Origin of the sequence: Lachnoclostridium sp. (genome assembly GCF_031997925.1) — a bacterium.
GTDB lineage: Bacteria > Bacillota > Clostridia > Lachnospirales > Lachnospiraceae > Lachnoclostridium.
Window position 1 is genome coordinate 60,486 of record NZ_DAMADT010000024.1, and the last position, 6,690, is coordinate 67,175.

The 6,690-nt window shown below is 36.1% G+C and carries 3 protein-coding genes and 1 pseudogene; all 4 read left to right on the forward strand.

Annotated features, from left to right (window positions below):
• Window positions 1-210: pseudogene (locus RTP52_RS14725) on the forward strand (glycosidase); the annotation flags it as partial.
• A gap of 66 nt (window positions 211-276) precedes the next feature.
• Window positions 277-3,372, forward strand: a complete 3,096-nt coding sequence (locus RTP52_RS14730) for an alpha-mannosidase (protein WP_312372194.1) — start codon at window positions 277-279, stop codon at window positions 3,370-3,372.
• Between the two features lie 104 nt (window positions 3,373-3,476).
• A complete protein-coding gene (locus RTP52_RS14735; RefSeq protein ID WP_312372196.1) occupies window positions 3,477-5,807 on the forward strand; it encodes a glycoside hydrolase family 3 N-terminal domain-containing protein in 2,331 nt (776 codons plus the stop codon).
• A 105-nt stretch (window positions 5,808-5,912) separates the two neighbouring features.
• Window positions 5,913-6,690 (forward strand): beta-N-acetylhexosaminidase (locus tag RTP52_RS14740; protein WP_312372198.1); only part of this gene is annotated, 778 nt, incomplete at its 3' end.

Below are 6,690 nucleotides of genomic sequence, written 5' to 3' on the forward strand. Positions count from 1 at the left end.
TCCAAATATTATATTTTAGGACCTCAGAAAATATACGAATGTGTGGGGGATGTACCTAATGTTGTATTCCCTTGTGCATCATTAACGGATGGAGATACAGGAAGAATTGCCATATATTATGGATGTGCAGATACAGTAACAGGTCTTGCATTCACAACAGTTGATGAATTAATGAAATATATGAAGAAAAATCCATTGGTAACGCAATGATACTTAAAATAAGATTGTAAGATAAAACCAGTAATGCAATCCGGATGGGGATAGATAGGAGTATATATGGAATTTATTGATAAAAGAATAGGCGTTATTTGTGATGAATTAAAAAGAATATCTGTAACACAAAAAATTTCAATCCATAATTGGAAATATAAAAAAGGGAATTATGTATATCCGGAAGATGCTGATAAAGCAAAAGAAGAATGGTTGGAGTTTGACAGTAAGACCATGCACTGGTATGGACCGGATGAGCATTATTGGTTTCGGTCGGAATTTAGTGTACCAGAATGCCTACATAATAAGCCTATGTGGCTTCATGTAAAAACACAGATTGATGAATGGGATGATGGAAAGAACCCTCAATTTTTATTGTTTTTAAACGGTGAGGCAATTCAGGGAATTGACATGAACCATAGACATGCTTTTATTACAGATAAGACAGTTGCAAATGATATTTATCAAATTGATTTACAGTCATATACAGGAACTTTGCATTCTGAATTTAATCTATTTGTAGAGATGATAGAAGTAGACCCCAAAATCGAAAAGCTTTATTATGATATAAAAGTTCCTCTTGAAGCTTTTAGAAGAATGGAGAAAGACGATAAAAACCGAAGAGATATTGAGACTATCTTAAATAACTGTATAAATCATCTGGATCTTAGGGATACCTATTCCAGAAAATTTTATGATTCTATTGAAAAAGCAGATCAATATTTAGAAAAAGCTCTATATGAAGATATGGTAGGTTATAATGATGTTATTGCCACCTGTATCGGACATACTCACATTGATGTAGCCTGGTGGTGGACAGTAGAGCAGACGAAAGAAAAAGTGGGTCGTAGCTTTGCTACTGTGCTAAAACTAATGGAAGAATATCCGAACTATAAGTTTATGTCTAGCCAACCTCAGTTATATTATTTCTTAAAAGAGAGGTATCCTGAATTATATAATAAAGTGAAAGCTCGTATTAAAGAAGGAAGATGGGAACCAGAAGGTGGAATGTGGGTAGAAGCAGACTGCAATTTGACTTCTGGGGAATCTTTAGTACGACAGTTTATGCATGGAAAACAATTCTTCAAAGAAGAATTTGGAATAGATAATAAAATTTTATGGCTGCCTGATGTATTTGGTTATTCCGGTGCACTTCCTCAGATTATGAAAAAGTGTGGAATTGACTACTTCATGACAACTAAATTAGCATGGAATCAATTTAACAAGGTTCCATTTGATACTTTTATGTGGAGAGGAATTGATGGTACAGAGGTCTTTACTCATTTAATTACTACATTGGGAGTCGGACAAAGTGCTGCTAATTTCTTTACCACTTACAATGGCATGCTCCATCCTGATGCAATTATGGGAGGATGGGAAAGATACCAGAATAAGGAGATTAATAATGATATTTTGATTTCCTTTGGCTATGGAGACGGTGGCGGTGGTCCAACCAGAGAGATGCTAGAAACTTCCCTTCGCATGGAAAAGGGAGTAAAAGGGATTCCAAAAGTACGTCAGGAATTCTCAAGGACATATTTTGATCAGTTATATGAAAGGGTAAGTGATAACAAAAGACTTCCTGTTTGGGAGGGAGAATTTTATTTTGAATATCATAGAGGAACTTATACTTCCATGGCAAGAAATAAGCGTTCTAACAGAAAGAGTGAGTTAATGCTTATGGATCTGGAACTTTTCTCTTATCTAGCTGAAAAAGAAGGAATGTATTATCCAGCTAAGAAACTGAATTCTATGTGGAAAACAGTGCTTTTAAATCAATTCCATGATATTTTACCCGGATCTTCTATCAAAGAAGTATATGAAGTTACCAAAAAGGAATATGGAGAGATTAAACAGGATGCAGAGTCCATGATTCAAGAAAGACTGAAAGCATTGACTTCATATAGTGAAAACATTACAGTATATAACTCATTGGGATTTTTAAGAGATGATGTGGTTTATATGGAAGAATGTGATGGGAACGCTCTAATGGATGAAAGCGGAAGTTATTATCCTGTTCAACGGACAAAAGAGGGAGCTGTTTCTTATGTTAAAGGATTACCATCTAAGGGAAGTAAAACATTTACAGTTGTAAATACAGAAGAAAATTCACCATTTAAGATTGAGAACAACCGTCTTACTACACCCTACTATATTATAAAGGTAGATGAGCAGGGAATGTTTACCTCTATTTTTGATAAAGAAAACAACAGGGAAGTAATTAAGGAGAACCAACGTGGTAACCTAATGAGGATGTATGAAGATAAACCAATATATTATGATAATTGGGACATTGATATTTACTACACAGAAAAATATTGGGATGCGGATCAGATAACTCATATGGAATGGACGGAGCTTGGAAGTGTTCGTGCTACTTTATCCATTGAGAGAAAAATCAGTAATTCTGTCATAAAACAAGAAATTTATTTTTATGCCCACAGCAGAAGAATTGAGTTTATAACCTATGTTGATTGGCATGAACATCAGCACTTATTAAAAGTGCATTTTCCTGTAAATATACATTCCGATGAAGCAACTTTTGAAATTCAATTTGGCAATGTAACTAGAAAGGTACATTCCAACACAAGTTGGGATATGGCTAGGTTTGAAAGTTGTGGACAAAAATGGATTGATCTGTCCGAAGGACACTATGGAGTAAGTTTATTGAATGATTGCAAATATGGACATTCCGTAAAAGATGGTAATATGGCCATTACTCTGATTAAATCGGGAATTGAGCCTAATAAAACCACGGATCAGGAAGAGCATTATTTTACATATGCAATATATCCACATAAAGAAAATTGGCGTTTTGCAGAAACAGCAAAAGAGGCTGGAAAACTAAATCAGCCAGTATACACCGTCAAAGGAGGAATATGGGGTAGAGAAACCTCTCTTGTTAAAGTAGACAAAGATAATGTTATGCTTGAAACAATTAAATTAGCAGAAGACGGAAACGGTATGATTCTGCGTATGTATGAGTATCATAATAGTTTAACAAGTGTTCATGTTACAATGAACGATGCGGATCAGGTGGTATCCGTTGAGGAGTGTAATCTGATAGAAGAGAAGATATCTGATGTACAGCCGTGCGCAAATGGTTTTGACATTATAATAAAACCCTATGAAGTAAAGACATATCGTATTATTACTAAGTAGAACAATTTTTGTAATTTAAGTTTATAGCAGGGCTGTAGCAAAATGTATAAAATTCTTTCATTTTGTTACAGCCTATGTAAATTTAAAGTACTTAGGAGGAGTACATGAAAAATGAAAATATAGCAAAAAAGATTTCTGCAATGGAAAGAGCAGAGGAATTACTTGCAAAGATGACGTTAAAGGAGAAAATAGGACAATTAAATCAAAGGTTATTTGGATTCCATGTTTATGAAAGGCGGGGAGATGATCTTGTTTTAACAGAGGAACTAAAACAAGAAGTAAAAAAGTATAGTGGTTTAGGCATGCTATATGGGCTGTACAGGGCTGATCCCTGGTCAAATAGAGATAAAGTTACAGGCTTGTATAAGGAATTAGCTCCCAAAGCTTACAATATGGTTCAGGATTATGTAATAAAGCACTCCAGACTCTCTATTCCGATGATGTTAAGTACGGAGTGTCCACATGGACATCAAGCGTTAGGAGGCTATCTGCTACCTGTAAATCTAGCAACAGGTGCTACTTTTAATCCAGATTTATTGAAAGCGGCATGTAAGGTATGCGGAATGCAGTTAAAAGAGATGGGTGTAGATTTTGCTTTGGTATCCAATCTTGATATATTAAGAGATCCAAGATGGGGAAGGAGTGAAGAATGCTTTTCCGAGGATCCGTATTTAGCTTCTGAAATGGCAAAATCCACTGTCGAAGGAATTCAAGAAACAGGTGTATATGTAGTCGCGAAGCATTTCTGTGCCCAAGGTGAAGGGACAGGGGGAATCAATGCTAGTGCTGCAAGGATAGGTGAAAGAGAGCTAAGAGAGATACATTTACCGGCAGTAAAAGCATGCTGCGAAATTGGCGTAAAAGGTATTATGGCTGCTTACAATGAAATTGACGGTGTTTTTTGCCACGCTAATAAAAAATTGTTAACGGATATATTACGCAAGCAAATGGGATTTGAAGGAATTGTGATGTCGGACGGAGTGGCAATCGATCAGTTGGATGTCATGACAGGTGATCGTGTACTTTCCGGTGCACTGGCACTGAAAGCTGGTGTGGATATAGGACTATGGGATACTGGTTTTTCAAAACTGGAAGAGGCTTTGGAACTAGGATATATTACAATAGAGAATATTAATAGGTCGGTACTTCGTATACTTACTATGAAATATGAAAGAGGTCTTTTTGATGAACCCTATATTCCAGAAACCAATGGATATCTTTCCTATCACTATGATAATTTTCCTCAGGCTTTAGAATTAGCAAGAGAATCGATAATTCTTCTTAAGAATGAAGAGCAAATCCTTCCAATTCAATATCAGAATATAAAATCTATTGGCATCATTGGTCCTAATGCAGATGAAATATATAATCAATTAGGCGATTATACTCCTCCAATTGAAGAGGAGGATGGGATTACAACTCTTAAAGGCATAAAAGAGTGGATAAAAGAAAATGGATTATCAATTGAAGTCCGTTATGCCAAAGGCTGCGGTATTTTAGAAGGAATGGAAGAAGAAATAGAAAAGGCAGTAGAAATAGCAAATTCGGTGGATCTTGTTATTATGGTATTAGGGGGATCCTCCAGCCGCTTTTTGGGTGCAGAATTTGACTTAAATGGAGCTGCTGTGACCGGAAAAGAAATATCATCCATGGATTGTGGGGAAGGAATTGACTGTGCCGATATTAATTTACCTCTTATACAGCAAAAACTGGCAAAAGAGGTTTTTAAAGCAGGGAAAAAAGTCATTACAATTATGATACAGGGAAGACCTTATGCGATAAGCACCATTGCTGAGAAATCAAGCGCCCTGATTACTTCCTTTTATGGAGGGGTAAAAGCAGGAGAAGCCATCGCAGATATACTTTTTGGGAAAATAAGTCCTTCCGGACATCTTCCAGTTTCTATTCCAAGATGTTCAGGGCAGATACCTGCTTATTATAATTATAAGAAATCCTACCGAGCAATGGGATATTATGATATAGAGCAGAAACCATTATATCCCTTTGGCTATGGATTAAGTTACTCAACTTTTCAATATAGCAATATAGAATTGAAAGTAAACAGGAGGCTCTGTGAAAAAAGGTGTGATGCTGGGAAAAGACAGCATATAGTGAAAGCAGAAGATTTAAGAAAATATGGGATAACTATAGACGTACTTGTTTCCAATTCCGGAAATTACCATAGTAGTACAGTGATTTTATTGTATATTAAAGACAATGCTGCTAGTGTTGTAACCAGGATAAAAGAACTGAAAGCATTTAAGAAAGTTCAGGTTTTAAAGAACGAAACCAGGTCCTGCCAATTGACTTTATGTGAAAAGGATCTGTCATTATGGAATCAAGATATGGAATTTGTGTTGGAAGAAGGAGAATTCCGATTAATTTTAAATGACGGTATCAATGATATATGGGAAGAAAACTTATTAGTAGAGTAGTGCAGGAATGGTGTTCGCATTCTTCTTTTTGCAGATTTTTATTTGGAAGATGAGTAGAATTTGACTTTAGATGCGCTAAAATATTGCACCGGAAGGGGAAAAATCATGTATATTTTACCGGTACCCCAGCATTGGGAAGAAAAAGAAGGCTTATTTTTACTAGATTACCATTATAAAATAGTAGTGGAAGCTACAGTTACGGAACATGTTTATGAATATGCAAAGCTTTTGCAAGAGGGTTTGAAAAAACAATTGGGCTATGCTCCTGCCATTACAAGGGGAGAGAGTTCTGCAGGTGATATCCTACTAGTACATAACTCATCGCTGTTAGAAGAAGAATATCATTTGGATATCTGTACGGAAGGCTTACATCTGAAATTTGGAAGTGAAAAGGGACTTTTATATGGCGTACAGACTCTGCGTCAGATGGTTTCGCAGGTAGGGGCTTTGCTTCCTTGCTGTGAAATCAAGGATTATCCGAATATTGCCAACCGAGGATATTATTTTGACGTTACCAGAGGTCGTATTCCTACCATGGAAAGCCTTAAGGCACTGGCAGATAAGTTAAGTTATTATAAAATGAACCAGCTGCAATTGTACATAGAACACAGCTACCTTTTTAAGAATCAAAGTGAGGTCTGGAGAGATGACACACCTTTAACAGCCCAGGATATTATGGAGCTAGATGCTTATTGCCGGGGTCTAAATATTGAGCTGGTACCTTCCGTATCAACTTTTGGGCATCTATATAAGGTATTGAATACGAAAACTTATGGAGTATTCTGTGAAGCTCCCGAACTGGTAAAAGAAGAATTTTCTTTCAATGACCGGATGCATCATCACACCTTAGATGTATCCAATAAAGGAAGCATTGAATTTGCAA